The sequence below is a fragment of the Kitasatospora sp. NPDC001225 genome, from assembly GCF_053597855.1.
Genome location: NZ_JBSFJC010000039.1, coordinates 47,507 through 65,165, shown reverse-complemented (window position 1 = coordinate 65,165; position 17,659 = coordinate 47,507). Strand labels below are relative to the sequence as shown.

Annotated in this window: 16 protein-coding genes and 1 tRNA gene; 14 read left to right on the top strand and 3 right to left on the bottom strand. The window is 75.0% G+C overall.

Features of this window, described 5'->3' with window-relative positions; translation table 11 throughout:
- Nucleotides 1-97: 97 nt before the first annotated feature.
- Complete coding sequence (locus ACWDCZ_RS16330) at nt 98-688, bottom strand: 5-formyltetrahydrofolate cyclo-ligase (RefSeq protein ID WP_449816211.1); 591 nt, start codon at nt 686-688, stop codon at nt 98-100.
- A 63-nt stretch (nt 689-751) separates the two neighbouring features.
- On the opposite strand from ACWDCZ_RS16330, the gene ACWDCZ_RS16325 reads away from it, so the two are divergent.
- From ACWDCZ_RS16325 to ACWDCZ_RS16280, 10 genes are all read left to right on the top strand, one after another.
- A complete protein-coding gene (locus ACWDCZ_RS16325) occupies nt 752-1,672 on the top strand; it encodes a GGDEF domain-containing protein (protein WP_074001263.1) in 921 nt (306 codons plus the stop codon).
- Between the two features lie 51 nt (nt 1,673-1,723).
- Complete coding sequence (gene galU / locus ACWDCZ_RS16320) at nt 1,724-2,644, top strand: UTP--glucose-1-phosphate uridylyltransferase GalU (RefSeq protein ID WP_049660927.1); 921 nt, start codon at nt 1,724-1,726, stop codon at nt 2,642-2,644.
- Nucleotides 2,645-2,676: 32 nt separating this feature from the next.
- Nucleotides 2,677-4,014 carry a molybdotransferase-like divisome protein Glp gene (gene glp / locus ACWDCZ_RS16315; protein ID WP_117489260.1) on the top strand — a complete coding sequence of 446 codons (1,338 nt, stop codon included), beginning with the start codon at nt 2,677-2,679 and terminating at the stop codon, nt 4,012-4,014.
- Nucleotides 4,015-4,141: 127 nt separating this feature from the next.
- Nucleotides 4,142-4,582: a cyclic pyranopterin monophosphate synthase MoaC gene (gene moaC / locus ACWDCZ_RS16310; RefSeq protein ID WP_449816212.1), complete on the top strand. Its 441-nt coding sequence runs from the start codon at nt 4,142-4,144 to the stop codon at nt 4,580-4,582.
- Nucleotides 4,579-5,097: a MogA/MoaB family molybdenum cofactor biosynthesis protein gene (locus ACWDCZ_RS16305; protein ID WP_049660037.1), complete on the top strand. Its 519-nt coding sequence runs from the start codon at nt 4,579-4,581 to the stop codon at nt 5,095-5,097. The genes moaC and ACWDCZ_RS16305 overlap by 4 nt, the downstream gene beginning before the upstream one ends.
- A 38-nt stretch (nt 5,098-5,135) precedes the next feature.
- Complete coding sequence (locus tag ACWDCZ_RS16300) at nt 5,136-5,720, top strand: GNAT family N-acetyltransferase (protein WP_369808369.1); 585 nt, start codon at nt 5,136-5,138, stop codon at nt 5,718-5,720.
- A gap of 150 nt (nt 5,721-5,870) precedes the next feature.
- Nucleotides 5,871-6,866 carry a divisome protein SepX/GlpR gene (sepX, locus tag ACWDCZ_RS16295; RefSeq protein ID WP_449816210.1) on the top strand — a complete coding sequence of 332 codons (996 nt, stop codon included), beginning with the start codon at nt 5,871-5,873 and terminating at the stop codon, nt 6,864-6,866.
- Between the two features lie 186 nt (nt 6,867-7,052).
- A tRNA-Ala gene (locus tag ACWDCZ_RS16290) sits at nt 7,053-7,126 on the top strand.
- Nucleotides 7,127-7,477: 351 nt separating this feature from the next.
- Complete coding sequence (locus tag ACWDCZ_RS16285; RefSeq protein WP_387974677.1) at nt 7,478-8,680, top strand: glycosyltransferase 87 family protein; 1,203 nt, start codon at nt 7,478-7,480, stop codon at nt 8,678-8,680.
- A 44-nt stretch (nt 8,681-8,724) separates the two neighbouring features.
- Nucleotides 8,725-10,344 carry a DUF2079 domain-containing protein gene (locus ACWDCZ_RS16280; RefSeq protein WP_449816209.1) on the top strand — a complete coding sequence of 540 codons (1,620 nt, stop codon included), beginning with the start codon at nt 8,725-8,727 and terminating at the stop codon, nt 10,342-10,344.
- 64 nt (nt 10,345-10,408) lie between these two features.
- Here ACWDCZ_RS16280 and ACWDCZ_RS16275 read toward each other — a convergent pair whose 3' ends face one another.
- Nucleotides 10,409-11,290, bottom strand: a complete 882-nt coding sequence (locus ACWDCZ_RS16275; protein WP_375876010.1) for a peptidase — start codon at nt 11,288-11,290, stop codon at nt 10,409-10,411.
- Nucleotides 11,291-11,292: 2 nt separating this feature from the next.
- Nucleotides 11,293-12,621: a VWA domain-containing protein gene (locus ACWDCZ_RS16270; protein WP_074001269.1), complete on the bottom strand. Its 1,329-nt coding sequence runs from the start codon at nt 12,619-12,621 to the stop codon at nt 11,293-11,295.
- A 330-nt stretch (nt 12,622-12,951) separates the two neighbouring features.
- On the opposite strand from ACWDCZ_RS16270, the gene ACWDCZ_RS16265 reads away from it, so the two are divergent.
- The 4 genes from ACWDCZ_RS16265 (at nt 12,952) to ACWDCZ_RS16250 (ending at nt 17,512) form a co-directional block, all read left to right on the top strand.
- Entirely contained in the window at nt 12,952-13,803 is an 852-nt protein-coding gene (locus tag ACWDCZ_RS16265; protein ID WP_380775262.1) for an ATP-binding cassette domain-containing protein, read from the top strand.
- Nucleotides 13,800-14,486, top strand: coding sequence for an ABC transporter (locus ACWDCZ_RS16260; protein ID WP_375876012.1), 687 nt, complete (start codon nt 13,800-13,802; stop codon nt 14,484-14,486). Before ACWDCZ_RS16265 ends, ACWDCZ_RS16260 begins: the two co-directional genes overlap by 4 nt.
- A 186-nt stretch (nt 14,487-14,672) precedes the next feature.
- Nucleotides 14,673-16,004, top strand: a complete 1,332-nt coding sequence (locus ACWDCZ_RS16255; protein ID WP_074001271.1) for an FtsW/RodA/SpoVE family cell cycle protein — start codon at nt 14,673-14,675, stop codon at nt 16,002-16,004.
- On the top strand, nt 16,004-17,512 hold the full coding sequence (locus tag ACWDCZ_RS16250; protein WP_449816208.1) for a penicillin-binding transpeptidase domain-containing protein: 1,509 nt from the start codon (nt 16,004-16,006) through the stop codon (nt 17,510-17,512). The genes ACWDCZ_RS16255 and ACWDCZ_RS16250 overlap by 1 nt, the downstream gene beginning before the upstream one ends.
- The last annotated feature ends 147 nt before the right edge of the window (nt 17,513-17,659 follow it).

The following is a 17,659-nucleotide window of genomic DNA, read 5'->3' as shown; positions in this document are numbered from 1 at the left end:
CGCCCTCGACGGCAGCAGCCTGACCCTCGTGGAGTCCACCACGGCCGGCACCAAGGGCGCCCCCACCGCCCGCGTCGCCTACCTCTCCGCCGCCGTCTCACCCGAGCCTGCGCACCCCCGAGGGCAGCACCGCCAGGTCCACCGGCCGGTCGTGCGGCTCGGCCGGCACCCGCTCCAGCAGCTCGTGCTCGTACAGCAGGACCGCCAGCACCGGCCGCGCCCCCGCCCGCGCCAGCCGGTCCAGCACCCGGTCGTAGCTGCCGCCGCCCCGGCCCAGCCGCAGCCCGGAGCGGTCCACCGCCAGGCCCGGCAGCAGTACCACCGCGGCCCGCGCGACCGCCTCCGGGCCGAGCCGCGGACCGACCGGCTCCAGCAGCCCGCGCCCGGCCGGGGCCAGCGCGTCCGGCCCCGCGTACGCGGCCCAGTCCAGGTCGTTGTCCGGCAGCAGCACCGGCAGCAGCACCCGCACCCCGCGCGCCCGCAGCGCGTCCAGCAGCGGCCTGGTCCCGGGCTCGGCTCCCACCGAGACGTACGCGGCCACCGTGGCGCCGGGGGCGGCCAGCTCCCCGGCGTGCCCGGCCAGCGCGTCGGCCGCCGCCGCCCGCTCCTCGACGGCCAGTTCGCGCCGCCGCGACAACAGCCGTGTCCTCAGGCCGCTCTTCTCGTTGGGCATCCGATCCTCGTTCATCCGATCCTCCTGGCCTCCGCACCGCCGACGCGCAGAGCCTGACACGCGAAGGGGCACCCCCCATTGACCACCCCGCTGCTGGTCCAGGCCCTGGCCGCACTCGGCGTCCCCGCACTGGCCGGCGCCACCGCCCTCGGACTGCGCGGCCGCCGGGAGCGGGCCCGGGCCGCCGCCGGGGCGCAGCGGCTGCGCGGGCGGATCGCCGAACTGGAGGAGCGCTGCGCCGACCTGGAGCGCACCGCCTCCTGCGACCCGCTCACCGGCGTGTGGAACTACCGCCACCTCCAGCTCACCCTGGACCGGGAGATCGAACGGGCCCGTCGCGCCGAGCACACCGGACAGGCCGACGGCCCGCGCCCGCTCGCCGTGCTGATGCTCGCCATCAGCGGCTTCGACGCGGTCGTCGCCGAGCACGGCCGGGGCCGGGCGGGCGCGGTGCTGCGCGACCTCGCCCAGCGGCTCGCGATGGAGATCCGCCGGGCCGACACCCTCGGCCGCTACGGCGGCGAGGAGTTCCTGGTGGTGCTGCCGGACACCGGCGCCGAGGGCGCCGCCCAGGTCGCCGAGCGGCTGGTCTGGTCGGTCCGCCGGCACCTGCTGCTGGACTGGTCCTCCGGCCCGCGCGAGTCCCGCCCCGCCGCCGGCAACGGCCTGACCGCCGCCGCCGGCATCGCCGTGCTGCCCGAGAACGGCACCCACGCGGCCGTCCTGCTGCGCGCCGCCGACACGGCGCTCGCCGCGGCCCGGGCGGCCGGCGGCGACTGCTGGCGGCTCTCGGCCCGGCCGCCCGGGGAGTCCGGGGAGCCCCGCGCCGACCGCTCCGAACAGGCCGCTCGCACGCCCGATCACGGAACGGATGCCGAACGTGACCGTACGGAAAAGGCGGGTAGTGTGTCGGCCTGTGTCGGCCGGGACCCGTTCGCCCAGCCGGTCGCGACCCATACGACTGCCACCGCGGCCGGGCCCAGCGACGTGCTGTCCTAGCCGTCCGCCCGTACTCGGCCGGGCGAAAACGTGCCTGAGTAAGGTGAACGCATGACGACGACCAACCCCCGAGTTCCGGTGACCAAGGCCGTGGTGCCCGCGGCCGGACTGGGCACCCGCTTCCTTCCGGCGACCAAGGCCACCCCGAAGGAGATGCTCCCGGTCGTCGACAAGCCGGCGATCCAGTACGTCGTCGAGGAGGCCTCCGCCGCGGGCCTGTCCGACATACTGATGGTCACCGGGCGCAACAAGCGGGCCCTGGAGGACCACTTCGACCGCGCCTACGAGCTGGAGGAGCTGCTGGTCCGCAAGGGCGACGAGCAGCGCCTGGCCCGGGTCCGCGAGTCCGTCGAGCTGGCCAACATGCACTACGTCCGCCAGGGCGACCCGAAGGGCCTCGGCCACGCCGTCTCGGTCGCCGAGCAGCACGTCGCCGGCCAGCCCTTCGCCGTCCTGCTCGGCGACGACCTGATCGACCCGCGCGACCCGCTGCTCTCCCGGATGATCGAGGTGCAGCAGCAGCTCGGCGGCTCGGTCGTCGCCCTGATGGAGGTCGACCCCTCCCAGATCCACCTCTACGGTTGCGCCGCCGTCAAGGCGAACGGCTTCGGCGAGGACGTCTTCCAGGTGACCGACCTGGTCGAGAAGCCCGAGCCCGGCGAGGCCCCGTCGAGCTACGCCGTGATCGGCCGCTACGTCCTCGACCCGCTGGTCTTCGACGTGCTGCGGGAGACCCCGCCCGGCCGCGGCGGCGAGATCCAACTGACCGACGCCCTGCGCGAGCTGACCAACCGCGAGGCGGCGGACGGCGGGCAGGTGCACGGCGTGCTCTTCAAGGGCCGCCGCTACGACACCGGCGACCGCGCCGACTACCTGCGCGCTATCGTCCGTCTGGCCGCCGAACGCGAGGACCTGGGCCCGGAGTTCCGCTCCTGGCTGCGGGAGTTCGTCGGCTCCGAGATGCAGGACTGACGCAGGACCACGACCGAGAGAGCGAGCCGCCGATGACCGGGTCCACCGAGCACAGCACCATGCCCAGCGCCTGCTGCGACGCCGGAGCGGACCCGGCCCCGGCGGCCCCCCGCCTCTGGACGGTGGACGAGCACCTCGCCGACGTGCTGGCCGCGGTCGGCCCGCTGCCCGCGATCGAGCTCCAGCTGCTGGAGGCCCGCGGCTGCCGGCTCGAGGAGGACGTGGTCGCCGACGGCGACCTGCCGCCCTTCGACAACAGCTCGATGGACGGCTACGCGGTCCGCACCGCCGACACCGAGGGCGCCACCGACACCTACCCGTCGGTGCTCTCGGTGGTCGGCGACATCGCCGCCGGCGCCGACGCGCTGCCCAGGGTCGGCCCCGGCCAGGCCGCCCGGATCATGACCGGCGCCCCGATGCCGCCCGGCGCCCAGGCCGTCGCCCCGGTCGAGTGGACCGACGGCGGCACCGGCACCGGGGTGGCCGCCGCCGCGATGACCGCGCCGGTCCCGGACGAGGAGGTCCGGGTGCTGCGCCCGGTCGCCGCGGGCGCGCACATCCGCCGCCGCGGCAGCGACGTCGCGGCCGGCGTCCGGGTGCTGGAGGCCGGCACCCGGCTCGGCCCCGCCCAGCTCGGGCTGCTCGCCGCGATCGGCCGGCCCACCGTGAAGGTCCGCCCCCGCCCCCGGGTCGTGGTGCTGTCCACCGGCAGCGAGCTGGTCCAGCCCGGCGAGCCGGTCGGCCCCGGGCAGATCGCCGACTCCAACAGCTTCGCCCTCACCGCGGCCGCCCAGGACGCCGGCGCCATCGCCTTCCGGGTCGGCGCCGTCCCGGACGACGCCGACCGGCTGCGCGCCGTCCTGGAGGACCAGCTCGGCCGGGCCGACCTGATCGTCACCAGCGGCGGGGTCAGCGTCGGCGCGTACGACGTGGTCAAGGAGGTCTTCGAGTCCTACGGCGGGGTCGACTTCCGGCGGCTGCGGATGCAGCCCGGCAAGCCGCAGGGCTTCGGCCGGATCGGCGGCGCGGCCGGGGTGCCGCTGCTCGCCCTGCCCGGCAACCCGGTGAGCGCCTACATCTCCTTCGAGCTCTTCGTCCGCCCGGTCATCCGCACCATGCTCGGCGCCGCCGACGTGCACCGACCGGTCGTCCGCGCGCTCTGCCCGTCCCCGCTGCGCTCCCCGGCCGGCCGCCGGCAGTTCCTGCGCGGCCGCTACTCGGCGGCCGACGGCACGGTCGAGCCGGTCGGCGGCGCCGGGTCGCACCTGGTGGGCGCGCTGGCCCGGGCCGACTGCCTGATCACCGTCCCCGAGGAGACCACCGAACTGCCGGCCGGCAGCGAGGTGGACGTGGTGTTGCTGGACGCCTGATCGGCCCCCGGGACCGGGGAACGGTACGGTAGCGCGGTATTCGACCTGCGCGCCCCTGGAGTTACCCGTGACGACACCTCCCCCCGGCGACCGCCTCACCCACGTCGACGACCAGGGCGCGGCCCGGATGGTCGACGTGACCGAGAAGGCCGCCACCGCGCGCACCGCCGTGGCGGCCGGCCGGGTGCGGGTCTCCCCGCAGGTGGTCCACCTGCTGCGGGGCGAGGGCGTGCCCAAGGGCGACGCCCTCGCGGTGGCCCGGATCGCCGGGATCATGGGCGCCAAGAAGACCCCGGAGCTGATCCCGCTCTGCCACCCGATCGCGGTCTCCGGCGTCAAGGTCGACCTCGCCGTCGCGGACGACGCGGTCGAGATCACCGCCACCGTGAAGACCGCCGACCGCACCGGCGTCGAGATGGAGGCGCTGACCGCCGTCGCGGTGGCCGGGCTGACCGTCGTCGACATGGTCAAGGCGGTGGACAAGGGCGCCACGATCGAGTCCGTCCGGGTGCTGAGCAAGACCGGCGGCAAGAGCGGCGACTGGTTCGCCCCGGAGGTGGCGCGGTGAGGGCCCTGGCGGTCACCGTCTCCAACCGGGCCTCGGCCGGGGTCTACGAGGACCGGGGCGGCCCGCTGCTGGTGGCCGGCCTGACCGCGATGGGCTTCACCGCCGACGGCCCCCGGGTCGTCCCGGACGGCGAGCCGGTGGAGGCCGTGCTGCGCGAGGCCGTCGCGGCCGGCTACGACGTGGTGCTGACCACCGGCGGCACCGGCATCTCGCCGATGGACCTCACCCCCGAGATGACCGCCCGGGTGATCGACCGCCAGGTCCCCGGCATCGCCGAGGCCGTCCGTGCGTACGGTCGGGAGAAGGTGCCGACCTCGGCGCTCTCCCGCGGGCTCGCCGGCCTCGCCGGACGTACCCTGATCGTCAACCTGCCGGGCTCGACCGGCGGCGTCAGGGACGGCCTCGCCGTCCTGGAGCCGCTGCTCGCCCACGCCGTCGACCAGCTCGGCGGCGGGGACCACCCCCGGACCGACGCCCCGGCACCCGGGGCTCCAGCATCCAGGAGAGGGCACTGAACGCCGGCTGGCCGGTAGAACTCCACGAGGGTGAGGTCGTGCTGCGCCCCATCCGGGCCCGCGACCAGCGCGAGTGGCAGGAGGTGAGCCGCCGCAACCGGGACTGGCTGCGCCGCTGGGAGGCCACCGTGCCGCCCGGCCCGGCGGGCCAGGCGGCCGGCGCCCGGCCGACCTACCGGCAGATGGTCCGCTTCCTGCGCGGCGAGGCCTCGGCCGGCCGGATGCTGCCCTTCGTCGTGGTCCACAAGGGCCAGCTGGTCGGCCAGTTGACCGTCGGCGGGATCACCTGGGGATCGATGTGCTCGGCGAACATCGGGTACTGGGTGGACGAGGAGGTGGCGGGCCGGGGCATCATCCCGACCGCCGTGGCCCTTTCGGTGAACTACTGCTTCCGCACGCTCGGACTGCACCGGATCGAGGTCTGCATCCGCCCGGAGAACGGCCCGAGCCGACGGGTGGTGGAAAAGCTCGGCTTCCGCTCGGAGGGAATCCGTCCGCGCTATCTCCACATCGACGGCGACTGGCGCGACCACCTCGTCTACGCGCTGACCGACGAGGAGGTCCCGGAGGGGATGCTGGAGCGCTGGCGCGCGCTCAGTTCCGGGCGCGGGACACGTAATTGAATGCATGTTCGAAAGAAATATCGATATGGCATCGTCGGGGCACCGGACCCGCACAAATAGCGGCAAAATAGTCGGAGAATCAGCTTGATCACACGACACGCCGCACCAAATTGCTGCCAGGCCTTCCCCGGCGCCCGTACGGTGTGAATCGTGAGCAGTAGCGGCCTTATCTACGCCGTCATCGTAGGGGCCTGGGCCGCCTATCTGGTGCCGATGTGGCTCCGCAGGCAGGACGAACTCAACGAGGCGCGCCCGACGGAACGCTTCAGCACCGCCATCCGCCTGCTGGCCGGGCGTTCGGGGCTGGAGCGGCGGGCAGCCCGGGCCCTGGGTGACGAACCGCGTGACGAGCAGAGCGACGACGGTCCTCCCGAACGGGACGAGACCGCCTCCGGCGACCCCGCACGGGAGCCCGAACCCCCGGTGCAGCGCCCGGCCGAGCGGCCGGGCCCCGAACCGCGGGTCGGGACCGAGCGCCGGGCGCGGCTGCTGGCCCGCCGGCGCCGGATGGTCACCGCCCTGTTCCTCTCCTTCGCGCTCGGCGCGGTGGTCGCCGCGGTGGCCGGACTCGCCTTCCTCTGGGTCCCGGCGGTCCCGGCGGTCCTCCTCACCCTGTACATCGGCCACCTGCGCCGGCTGGAGCGCCAGCGGTACGAGGTGAAGCTCGACCGGGTCCGGGCCGCCCAGGCCGCCGAGCGGCTGCGCAAGCGCGAGCAGCAGCGCGCCGAGGCCCGGCCGTCGGCCGGTGCCCCGGCCGAGGCCCCCGCCGCGGAGCCGGCCCCGGCCGCGCCCGCCGGGGAGCGGCCCGCGCGCCGGTCCCACCTGCGGCTGGCCGCCGACCCCGAGCAGGCCACCGTCTCGGTGCCCTCCGCCTCCGCGGTGGCCGAGGCGACCGAGCACGAGGAGTGGGTCGACGGCATGCGCGAGCGCGGCGCGGCCGGGCCGGACTCCTGGGAGCCGGTGCCCGTCCCGCTGCCGACCTACGTGACCGCCCCGGTCGCCCCCCGGGTCTCCCGCGGCCTCGACCTGTCGGCCCCCGGCACCTGGACCGCCGGGCGCCCCGCCGAGTCCCGCAAGACCCCGCTCTTCGACCAGTACGCCGAGCCCCAGGCTCCCGAGTCACGCCCGCGCGCGGCCAACGAGTGACGGGGGCCGGGGGTCGGCCCCCGGCCCGCCCGTACGCCGCGACGCACCCGCCCGATGCCGCCCCGCCCGCCACCGCGAGCGGGGCGGTCCGCGTTCGGGGCGAGCCCCCTGGCCACCCCGGCCGGCACCGTGATCCGGGGGGTGGTCACGGACCCCCTCCGAAAGGTGCTAGAGTTTCTTCTCGTTGGGGCTGTGGCGCAGTCCGGTAGCGCACCTCGTTCGCATCGAGGGGGTCAGGGGTTCGAATCCCCTCAGCTCCACCCAACAGACCGGCTCCGGCTGGTCGACGAAATCCCGCCGGGAGGCAACTCCCGGCGGGATTTCGCGTTTTGGGGTCCGGGCCCGGCGCCGACCCCGACCCGGGGCCCGATGTGGGGGAGGTCACATCGCCCCTCCGGGCCCGTTTCTGACGCGGTTTGGGGCTCAGGGGGGTCGGTTATGGTGGGTGGGCCCAGACGGCGACGAGGGAACGATCTGGTCTATCTCGACGGGGTGCCATCGCGGTGCGCGAGTTCGGTCTGAAACGGTGGGTGCGGCGGTCCGGTCCGGAAGGGTCCGGCGACGCGGCGGAAACCGGAAGGCCGAATTCCTGGACGCTTCCGGCGGCCTGTGTGGCGGCGGTTTCACTGGCGGTGTTCGCCTGGTTCCGGCACGTCCACGGGGCCACCATGGTCGACATGCTGGTCTACCGGGCCGAGGGCCAGGCGGTGGTCCGCGGCGAGGACCTGTACGCGATGCGGCTGCCCGGCTGGGACCTGCCGGCCACCTACCCGCCGTTCGCGGCGATGCTCTTCGTGCCGAGCACCTGGTTCGACGTGAGCACCCTGCGCGTCCTGGTGATGCTCCTCAACTACGCGCTGCTCGCCGTGGCCGTGCACCTGTCGCTCAAGCTGGCCGGCTGGCCGAAGCGGCACCGCGCGGCCGTGGTGGTCCTGGCCACCGGCCTCGGCGTCTGGCTGGAGCCGGTCTTCACCACCTTCCAGTACGGCCAGGTCAACCTCGGCATACTCTGCCTGGTCCTGTGGGACCTGACCCGGCCGGACAGCCACCGCCTCAAGGGTGTGGGCATCGGCCTGGCCACCGCCATCAAGATCACCCCGGGCCTGTTCGCCGTCTACCTGTTCCTGACCGGCCGGGTCCGGGCCGCCTTCGTCTCGGCCGGCACCTTCCTGGCGGCGGGCCTGATCGGCTGGGCCCTCCTGCCCGACGCCTCGTACGGGTTCTGGACCACCTACCTCTGGGACCCGAGCCGGGTCGGTGTGACCGTCCTGGTGGACAACCAGTCGCTGCGCGGCGCCGTCTGCCGGCTGCTCGACGTCAACGACCCCGGCCTGGTCGGGGTCGTCGCCTCGGCGCTGGTCGCGGTGTTCGGGCTCGGGGTGGCGGTGCTGGCCGGCCGCTCGGCGCGGGTGCTGCGGCGGGCCGACGCCTGGGGCGCGGTCTGCGCCGCGCTCACCGCGCTGCTGGTCTCGCCGATCAGCTGGACCCACCACTGGGTCTGGTGTATCCCGCTGCTCGCCCTGCTGGCGGTGGAGGCCAGGACCACGGCCCGGCGGGTGCTGTTCGGCGTGACCGCGGCGGTCTTCCTCTCCCACGTGATGTGGGCGGTGCCGCACCGCTGGGGCCGCGGGGTCGCCTGGTACTGGCAGCTGCCCGGCGCGATCTACCCGCCGATCGCGATCGCCGTCCTGGTCGTCCTGGGCGTGCGGCTGTACCGCGCCCGGCGGCAGGCCGTGGACGCCGCCGGCGGCGGGGCCCTGACCCTGCTGACCGCCAGGCTGGACCGCGACCCCGCGCTGACGAACCGGACCTGACGGACCGGACCCACGGACCCCAGACCGGACGGACCAGACCAGACGTGACCACCCAGACCGCACCCCCGCCGCCGGCCGCCGCCGGGCCCGCCGTCCGCCGGATGGCCGCCGCCGTCCTGCTCGGCCCCGCCCGGCGCACCGCGCTGCTCACCGCGCTCTGCTTCACGGTGACCTGCGCCATCGGCCTGCAGGGCTGGACGTCCGTCTCGCTCGGCGGCTTCGACCTCGGCATCTTCGACCAGGGCGTGCGCGGCTACGCCCACTTCGGGCTGCCCGTCTCGACGCTGAAGAGCTTCCACCACGAGTTCCCGCCCGGCTTCTCGCTGCTGGGCGACCACTTCTCGCCGGTGCTGGCGCTGCTCGCGCCGCTGTACTGGATCTGGGACGACCCGCGCTCGCTGATCATCGGGCAGTCGCTGCTGTTCGCGGCCGGCGTGCCGCTGATCCGGCGGATCGCCGGGTACGCCTTCGCCGGCGCCGAGCCGCGCACCGCCCGCCGGGCCGCCGACCTGGCCGGCCTGGTCTACGGGCTCGGCTGGCCGCTGCTGGTCGCCGCCCGGGTGGGCTTCCACGAGGTCGCCTTCGCGGTGCCGCTGACCCTGCTGATGCTGGAGCGCGGGCTGGCCCGCCGGTACGGCACGGTGCTGCTCGCCGCCCTGCTGCTGTGCTGCACCAAGGAGGACCTCGGCCTGCTGGTCGGGGCGTACGGGCTGGTGCTGCTGCTGCGCACCCGCCGCACCGACGACCGGGCGGGCCGCCGCACCGGGCTGGGACTGCTGCTGGGCGGGCCGGTCGCCTCGGCCGCCGCCATCACCTGGCTGATCCCGGCGATGGGCGGGGAGCCGGGCTACTACTGGAACTACGGCTCGCTCGGCGCGGACGGCGGCGACGCGCTGCGCAACCTGCTGCACGACCCGTTCCTGCTGGTGCAGGCCGCCTTCGACCAGCCGCTCAAGCCGCTGCTGCTGCTGTGGCTGTTCGGCACCATGCTGCTGCTGCCGCTGCGCTCGGCCACCGTGCTGTGCGCGGTGCCGCTGCTGGCCGAACGGATCCTGTCCAGCAACCCCAACCACTGGTCGATCGCCCGGCACTACGACTCGCTGCTGTGGCCGGTCCTGCTCACCGCCGCGATCGAGGTGCTGGGCCGGCTGAGCGCCACCGGGCGGCCGGAGCGGAGCCTGCGGCGGGCCCGCCGGCTGGGCCTCGGCGCGGCCGGCATCGCGCTGGTGGCCGCGGTGCCGATCGGGCTGGTGCCGCTGGTCCTGCCGACCTCCTGGGCGCCCAAGCCGAGCGAGGCGGCGCTGGTCCGGGCGGCCGCGCTGATCCCGGACGGGGCGTCCGTCGAGGCGGACAACCAGATCGCGCCGCGGCTGACCGCCCGGACGGACGTGGTGCTGGTGGACGGCACACCGCGCGGGCGCGAGTACGTGCTCACCCGGGGCGACAAGCGGTCCTTCCCGTTCAAGACGGACAAGGAGCAGGCCGAGCGGATCCAGCTGCTGCTGGCGCACGGCTACCGGCAGCTGTGGGCCGAGGACGGGGTCGTGCTGCTGCACCGGGAGGGCGACGAGCCGGTCCCCGGCGAGCACGTGCCGGGGCCGGGCAGCAAGCCGGTCCAGGACGAGGTCCCGACCGACGTCGGACACAACCTGTTCCGCGGCTGAGGGCGGGGCCCGGACACGCCGGAGGGCCGGCCGGAACGACGTCCGGCCGGCCCTCCGGGGCGGGTCAGGGGCGGTCCGAGCCGGTGTAGTGGCCGCTCTGGTGGGAGCCCTGCGACGGGACGGCGCCGTAGTGGCCGGGCCGGTGGCCGCGCGGGTGCCGGGTCAGCCGGTAGCCGAGGATGCCGGCCAGCGCGGCCAGGAAGCCGCCGCCGATCGTCCAGTACCAGCGGCTGTTCCAGCCGGAGAACCAGCCGGTGTACCAGTGCTCCTCCTGGGCCACCGGGGCGGCCGCCTTGGCCGTGCTCGCGCCGCCGCCGGCCGGCGGGACCAGCGGGGCCTTCAGCTCGCCGCCCTCCGGCTGGGCGTTGTCCGCGTCGCCCTTGGCGGCGACGTGCAACTGCACCGAGGAGGCCAGGCCGAGGTCCGGCTGCGGGACGTCGCTGACCGACAGCCGCACGTAGTAGGTGCCGGGCAGCGGGTCGCCGGACCACGGCTCGGCCCAGGTGCGGACCTCGCGCAGGGTGCAGTTCAGCGCCAGCGAGCCGGCGCTCTGCTCGGCGGTGGCGTTCTGGGTGCCGGCGGTGCACGCCTGGCGGCGGCGCAGCCCGTCGAAGACCTCGACGGACCAGGTCTGCGGGCCGTGCCGGTCGGCCGAGGGGGCCAGGCCGACGGTCAGGTTGACCGTCGGGGTCTGGCCCTCGGCGGCGCCGAACGCCCAGTACAGGTAGTCACCGGTGGAGACGGAGACGTTGGCGTCCTGGTTGGGCGAGAGGTTGACCGCGGTCAGGAAGGAGGTGCCGGCCTTGGTGGCCGGGGCCGGGGTGCCGCTCGCACTGGCCGAGGGGGACGGCGAGGCGGCCGAGGCGGCCGGGGCGCCCAGGGCGCTCAGGGCCAGGGCGGGCAGCAGGGCGAGGGCGGCGAGGGCGCCGCGGATCGTCGTACGCATGGTCAGTTCTCCCGCCAGACGGCGATCCGCCAGCGCGCGATCCAGCCGAAGACCAGACCGAAGGCCAGGCCGGCCAGGGTGAGGGTGAGCAGCAGGATCCAGCCGCGGCCGAGGCCCATCGCGGCGCCCTCCGGGGCGGGCGAGGCGGAGGCCAGGTCGACGGTCAGCTCCAGCGGCAGGCCGGGGTCGGCCAGGACGCCGGCCTGCGGGGCCAGCGAGTTGCTGACGACCAGGCAGACCGTGGTCTCCGGCTTCTCCTTGGAGTCCTTGGTGGCCGTGGGGCTCGCGGTGACGTAGCCCTTGGAGTCGTCGGTGGACCAGCGCAGGCCGGTGGAGACCACGTCGGTGCGGCTGCTGCCGGCGTCGGTGCCGCGGACCAGTTCCTGGCCGGTCGCGCTGGTGGCCTGGAGCAGTACCCCGTAGTCCCGGGCCACCGGGCGGTCGAGGGCGACGCTGACCGAGGCGCGCAGCTCCTGGCCGGACTTGACCGGGACCTTGTAGACGCGGTGCTCGGAGAACTTCTCGCGGTCGGTGTAGACGCCCGGGGCGAGCACCGGGGCGCTCTCGCACTTGTCGGTGCCGGTGGTCTTGACCGGGGTCACCGTGTAGGTGTCGTTGGAGCGGTCGACCAGCTGCTTCACCTTGTCGGTGAGCTGCTCCTGGGTGCGGACGTCGGTGTAGGTGCCGCCGGTCGCGTTGGCGATGCAGAGCAGCTGCTGGCGGGTCTTGTCGTCGTGGGCCAGGCCCAGGGTGTCGACCACCAGGTGGATGCCCTGGGAGGCGAGTTCGCGGGCGACGTCACAGGGGTCGGGCGGGGTGCAGGTGTCCTCGCCGTCGGTGATCAGCACCACCCGGCGGGTGGTCTCGCCCTTGCCGAGGTCCTGGGCGGCGCCGCGCAGGGCCAGGCCGATCGGGGTCCAGCCGGTGGGGCGCAGGGTGGCGACGGCGGTCTTGGCCTCGACCTTGTTGGTCTTGCCGACCGGGTACAGCTGCTTGGTGTCCTGGCAGCCCTGGGCCTTGTCGTTGCCGGGGTAGTTCGCCCCCAGGGTGCGGATGCCGAACTCGGTCTCCGCGGGCAGCGCGTCGATCACCTCGTTCAGCGACTGCTGGGCCACCGCGATGCGGCTCTTGCCCTGGATGTCCGCCTCGCGCATGGAGCCGCTGACGTCCAGGACGAGGTCGACCCGGGGCGCCTCCTTGGTCGCGGGAGCGGCGCCGGCTGATGGTTCGTCGGCGTGGGCGGGCAGGCCGAGGAGCAGCGAGGCGCCCGTTATCGCCACTGCTGCCAGCAGGCTGCCGAGCCTGGTCTGTGGTCGTCGTCCGGTAGTCACCCGGCCGATCCTAGGGCGTGTCCGACAGTTCCCGCCGGGTGCGCGACGCCGGTGCACGCACCTCGCCGCGTTGTCGTCGGTCGCCGATGCTCCGCATGGACTCCCTCCTCCGCCTTGCGATGCACGCACCCCGACGCCGCGCCCTGATCCGACGCCAATTGTCGGACACGCCCTGGGGATCATCAGTTCGTCATGGCGAAACGGGCCCGGATCGTGCCTCAACCAGCTCCGGCGCGAACTCCGGTGCACAGCTGGGGAATCCGTGCTTTCACGGCGGTCTTACGCGGCGTGGATAGCCTTCCTTTCACGACGGACTGGGGCGGGGGAGCGATGGAGCTGACGGCGGTCGGCAAGCGGTACGGGCGGCGGGAGCGGTGGATCCTGCGCGGGGTCGATCTGGCGGTCGGGCCGGGCGAGCTGGTGCGGATCGCCGGGCGGAACGGGAGCGGCAAGTCGACGCTGCTGCGGCTGGTCGCCGGGATCGAGCGTCCGAGCACGGGGCGGGTGGCGCGGCCCGGCCCGGCGGCGTACGTGCCCGAGCGCTTCCCGCCGGCGCTGCCCTTCGACGCCGCCTCCTACCTGCTGCGGGTGGGGCGGGTGCACGGGCTGTCGGCGGAGCGGGCGCGGCGGCGGGCGGGGGAGCTGCTGGACCGGTTCGGTGTCGCGGACCGGGCGGGCACGCCGCTGAGCCGGCTGTCGAAGGGCACCTGCCAGAAGGTCGCGGTCGCCCAGGCGCTGCTCCCCGAGGCGCGGGTGCTGCTGCTGGACGAGGCGTGGACCGGGCTGGACCCGGAGGCCCGGGCGGTGCTGGACGAGGCCGCCGCCGAGCGGGCGGCGGCGGGCGGCACGGTGCTGTTCGTCGACCACGACCCGGCCCGGCTGGCCGGGTTGACCAGCGCCGCGTACCGGGTCGGTGCGGACGGCGTGCTGCGGCCGGTCGAGGACGGGGTGCCGGAACCGGCGGCAGGCGGCCCGGTGATGGAGGTCGAGGTGGACGTCCCGGACGGCGCCCCGCTGCCCACGGCGCTGCCGGGGGCGCCGGAGGTCACCGCGCTGGCCGGGACGGCGGTGCGGCTGGCGGTGCCGGCCGCGCACTCGGACGCGCTGCTGCGCCGGCTGCTGCTGGGCCGCCCGGCCGTCCGGGTGCTGGCGGTGCGTCGGCGCGAGGAGGGGGAGCGGTGACGGCGCGGATCGGTGCGCTGACCCGGTACCACCTGGAGCTGCTGCTGCGCTCGCACGCCTGGCTGCCGCCGTTCCTGGCGTACGCGGTGCTGCTGGTGGTCGGGGTGGCGGCGGGGGACCCGCTGCTGGGCGGCCTCGGCTTCGGCGCGGGGGTGCTGCTGCCGGTGAGCGCCTGGTACGTGCGCAGTGCGCTGAGCGCGGAGCCGCCGGCCTCGCGGGCCTGCCTGGTGGCGGCGGCGGGCCCGGTCCGGGTCCACCTGGGGGCGCTGCTGGCGGCGCTGACGGTGTCGCTGGTGCTGGCGGTCGGTCAGGTGGCGGCGGTCTGGTGGACCAGTGGGCCGGTGGTCGGCCAGGGGGCGCGGCAGGAGCCGGGGACCGGGCCGGCGGTGCTGGCCGGGCTGGTGGCCTCCGTGGTCTGCGCGCTGCTGGGGGTGCTGGCCGGGGCGGTGGCGAACCGTCCGGTGCTGGTCCACGCGCAGTACGGCATCCCGGCGGCGCTGGGGCTGGCCACGCTGCTGCTGGTGGTGCCGGCCTCGCCGGCCAACGCGGCGGTGCGCGGGCTGGTGTCGGCGGCCCGGACCGGCCGGGTCGCGGTGCCGTGGCCGAGCCTGCTGGCCGCCGCCGTCCTGCTGGCGGCGGTCGGCGCGGGGGTGGCGGCGCTGGCCGGGCGGCGGCCGGAGTGAGGGCCGGGGGCTGATCGGCGGGCCCGGGTGATTCGGGCATCGGCGGACACACCGTGGCGGAGTGTCAAAAATACGGATAGCACTCGTTAGGGTGACGAACCGGGACACGGGCGCCGCCGCACCGGCGCCCGGACCCTCCCCGCTAGACCGCGACCCCCAGGACGGTCCGTGGCGACACCCTCCGCCGTGCCGAGATCCGCCGCCGGGCCGAGCCGGCCGGTGCCGACCAGGCGCACCACCGAGCTCGTCCTGGTGGTCGGCGCCGTCCTGATCGCCGTGTTCGGCTACGTCGAGGTCGGCGTCAACCTGGACGGCCACGTCCCGGCCGACGCGGCCGAGTACGGCGCCGCGCTGGGCGTGCTCGCCCTGGCGGCGCACGCCGTGGTCCGGTGGCGGGCCCGGTACGCGGACCCGCTGCTGCTGCCGATCGCGGTGCTGCTGAACGGGATCGGGCTGGTGGTGATCTACCGGCTCGACCGGGCCACCCCGGGGCGCGGCGCCGCCTCCACCCAACTGCTCTGGTCGGCGCTGGGGGTGGCGCTGTTCATCGCGGTGGTGCTGCTGGTGCGCGACCACCGGCGGCTGCGGCGCTACGCGTACGTCGGGGCGCTGGTGGCGCTGGTCCTGCTGGTGCTGCCGATCTTCTTCCCGCCGGTGTACGGCTCCCGGATCTGGGTCGTGATCGGGCCGCTCTCCTTCCAGCCCGGGGAGTTCGCCAAGATCCTGCTGGCGGTCTTCTTCGCCGCGTACCTGGCGGTGCACCGGGACGCGCTGGCGCTGACCGGCCGCCGGGTCTGGCGCTGGCAGCTGCCGCGCGGGCGGGTGCTCGGACCGGTGCTGCTGATCTGGGCGGCGTTCGTCGGCGTCCTGGTGCTGGAGACCGACCTCGGCACCTCGCTGCTGTTCTTCGGCCTGTTCGTGGTGATGCTCTACGTGGCGACCGCGCGCACCGGCTGGATCGCGATCGGCCTGGGCCTGGCCGCCGTCGGGGCGGTGACGGTGGGCTGGCTCTCGCCGCACGTGCACAGCCGGGTCGCGGACTGGCTGGACCCGCTGGGCTCGATCGAGGCGGGCCGGGGCGCCAACCAGATCGCCCAGTCGCTGTTCGCCTTCGCCTGGGGCGGCGAGCTGGGCACCGGGCTCGGCAACGGGCACTCGGTGCTGATCGGCTTCGCCGCCAAGTCGGACTTCATCCTCGCCACGATCGGCGAGGAGCTCGGGCTGACCGGGCTGACCGCGGTGTTCCTGCTGTACGCGGCGCTGGTCTCGCGGGGCTTCCGGACCGGCATCGCGCTGCGCGACCCGTTCGGGCGGCTGCTGGCGATCGGGCTGGCCGCGATCGTCGGCCTCCAGGTGTTCGTGGTGGCGGGCGGGGTGCTCGCGCTGATCCCGCTGACCGGGATGACCATGCCGTTCATCGCCCAGGGCGGTTCCTCGGTGGTCACCAACTGGATCATCGTCGCGCTGCTCGTGCGGATGAGCGACGACGCCCGCCGGCCCGTGCCCGGGGAGGTCTGATGGCGCGCGTCCGGGCCAGGGGCGACGGCCCGCAGGGGCTGCCCGGCATCTCGGTCACCGGGCGCCGGGCGGGCACCTTCTGCCTGCTGCTGGTCGCGGCGCTGTGCGTGCAGGCCACCCGGGTGCAGGTGTTCCAGGCGCAGGACCTCGACCGCAACAGCGCCAACCAGCGGCTCACCGTCGAGCGGTACGCCCAGCCGCGCGGCGACATCCTGGTCGGCCCGGACCCGGTGACCGGCTCCGAGCCGACCGGCGGCCGGTACGCGTACAAGCGCGGCTACACCGACGGCCCGACCTACGCGGCGGTCACTGGCTTCGCCTCGCAGGCGTACGGCACCACCCAGCTGGAGGGGACCGAGGACGAGCTGCTGACCGGCACCGACGGCCGGCTGGCGGGCTGGTCGGTCTGGGACGCCGTCTCCCGCCGGCAGAACCCCGGCGGGGACGTCCACACCACGCTGAACCGGGCCGCGCAGCAGGCCGCGATGCGCGGGCTCGGCGACCAGAAGGGCGCGGTCGCCGCGATCGAGCCGGCCACCGGGCGGATCCTGGCGCTGGCCAGCACGCCCTCCTACGACCCGGGCTCCTTCGCCGGGTACGGCGCCGACGACCAGGAGGCCTGGAACCGGCTGCAGGCCGACGCCGACCAGCCGATGCTCAACCGGGCGCTGCGCCAGACCTACCCGCCGGGTTCGACCTTCAAGGTGGTCACCGCCGCGGCCGCGCTGGCGGCCGGGGTGGTCACCGACCCGGCCGCGCCGACCGGGGCGCCCTTCCCGTACGTGCTGCCCGGCACGACCACGCCGCTGGTCAACGACACCCCGGCCTGCGACCGGGCCGACCTGTCGCTGGCCGCCGCGATGACCGCCAGCTGCAACAGCGTGCTCGGCTACCTGGGGGTGCGGACCGGGCTGGACCGGATGGCCGAGATGGCCGGGAACCTCGGCTTCAACGACGCGAGGCTGGACGTCCCGGTGCGGGCGGCGAGGTCGAACTTCGACACCCGGATGGACGAGTCGCAGCTGGCGCTCTCCTCGATCGGGCAGTTCGACACGGCGGCCACCCCGCTGACGATGGCGATGGTCGCGGCCGGGGTGGCCAACGACGGGACGGTGATGCGGCCACAGCTCGTGGACCGGCTGACCAGGAGCGACGGCACCACGGTGCAGCTGATGAAGCCGGCCGTGTACCGGCGGGCGATGACCCCGGCGGTGGCCGGGCAGGTGCGCGGGCTGATGACCGGCGTGGTGGAGAACGGCACCGGCGGCAACGCCCGGATCGCCGGGGCGGTGGTCGGCGGCAAGACCGGGACGGCCCAGCACGGGGTGGGCAACAGCGGGACGCCGTACGCCTGGTTCATCGCCTGGGCGGCGCCGGCCGGCTCGGACGCGGTGCCGCCGGTGGCGGTCGCCGTGGTGGTCGAGGACAGCGGGGCCACGGACGTCACGGGTGGCGCGCTGGCGGCGCCGATCGCCCGGTCGGTGATGCGGGCGGTGCTCGGCGGATGATCTCCGCAGGTGCGCTGAGCTGCTGCTTTAGCGACCGGGCGGAGGATGCGCCGTTTACGAAGTGTCCGGTTTGTACATTGATATGCGCCGATTCGTACAATGCGCTGGTTGGGACTGTTCGTTTGCGACACTGGTGCTTTCGCGGGG

Coding starts and splice junctions, on each gene's coding strand:
- ACWDCZ_RS16330 (WP_449816211.1), bottom strand. CDS start 688: ATGAACGAGGATCGGATGCCCAACGAGAAGAGCGGCCTGAGGACACGG.
- galU (WP_049660927.1), top strand. CDS start 1,724: ATGACGACGACCAACCCCCGAGTTCCGGTGACCAAGGCCGTGGTGCCC.
- glp (WP_117489260.1), top strand. CDS start 2,677: ATGACCGGGTCCACCGAGCACAGCACCATGCCCAGCGCCTGCTGCGAC.
- moaC (WP_449816212.1), top strand. CDS start 4,142: ATGGTCGACGTGACCGAGAAGGCCGCCACCGCGCGCACCGCCGTGGCG.
- ACWDCZ_RS16275 (WP_375876010.1), bottom strand. CDS start 11,290: ATGCGTACGACGATCCGCGGCGCCCTCGCCGCCCTCGCCCTGCTGCCC.
- ACWDCZ_RS16265 (WP_380775262.1), top strand. CDS start 12,952: ATGGAGCTGACGGCGGTCGGCAAGCGGTACGGGCGGCGGGAGCGGTGG.
- ACWDCZ_RS16250 (WP_449816208.1), top strand. CDS start 16,004: ATGGCGCGCGTCCGGGCCAGGGGCGACGGCCCGCAGGGGCTGCCCGGC.